General features: G+C 46.3%; 1 protein-coding gene and 1 pseudogene. Both read right to left on the reverse strand.

The window, feature by feature from the left end; all coding sequences use genetic code 11:
• Positions 1-520 (reverse strand): annotated as a pseudogene (locus tag BWI97_RS25850) (hypothetical protein); the annotation flags it as partial.
• Positions 521-527: 7 nt separating this feature from the next.
• The coding region (locus BWI97_RS25855) for a hypothetical protein (RefSeq protein ID WP_233208054.1) at positions 528-793 on the reverse strand (266 nt) is incomplete at its 5' end.

Consider the following 793-nt stretch of genomic DNA (forward strand, 5'->3'; position numbering starts at 1 on the left):
CATTTTTCATGGACTCTAATACCTGATCGATCTGAGCAAAGCCGGGATCATTGGCAAAGGTGCCCAGGTGAATATAGCCAACCTCAGGCGTAAGAGCCGCATAATGGATTTGATAACTTAGGGCCTGTAAGGAGGGAGCATATGTTTGCCGAATAACCTCAAGACCTGGGAAATCAACGTTTGGGGTCGCCGTAAAACTTTGTACAAACCCGACCTTTTTTGAGCCGACTAACACATGATTATCGTGCAGAGGCTGTATGGTTTTTTCGATGATGGCCAGTAACTGGCGATCACTCATTTGATCCGACACCTGGGGTCGGTAAAGGGTGTATAATGAATCCCAATTGACGTGTCTGGCCTGAAAGCCGCTGTAGTTTTGAGCGAACATCTGCCAGAACTCATCATAGATCGCCGTTGGTGATTCCAGCTTGGTATCTTTTCCCAAATAAAGTTCTCCGCAACCTGTTAGTGTTACAGGTATCACGAACAGGATAAACCTTATTAATCCTTGGATTTGCATGATTTTGTTAAAATTGATACGCCAGGGAAGTAAGAAATTGATTGGTTAGCATGCCGGTATAGCGAGGCGTTTTCGCCCGTCCGTACTGCCATTGGTAGTCAAGTCGTAGGCGGAAATGAGGAGAGAGGTATCCATCGTAGGCAATTCGGGCATTCAGTTGTCCGAAGAGTGGCCAGGTTTCAATAGCACCCGAGCTGACCCATTCGCTAARGCTATTCACATTTGTATAGGCGTAAGCATAGTTTGGGCGGATATTGTACCCCAATGCATGCA

It is taken from the genome of Siphonobacter sp. BAB-5405 (genome assembly GCF_002872335.1).
In the GTDB taxonomy this organism is placed as follows: Bacteria; Bacteroidota; Bacteroidia; order Cytophagales; family Spirosomataceae; genus Siphonobacter.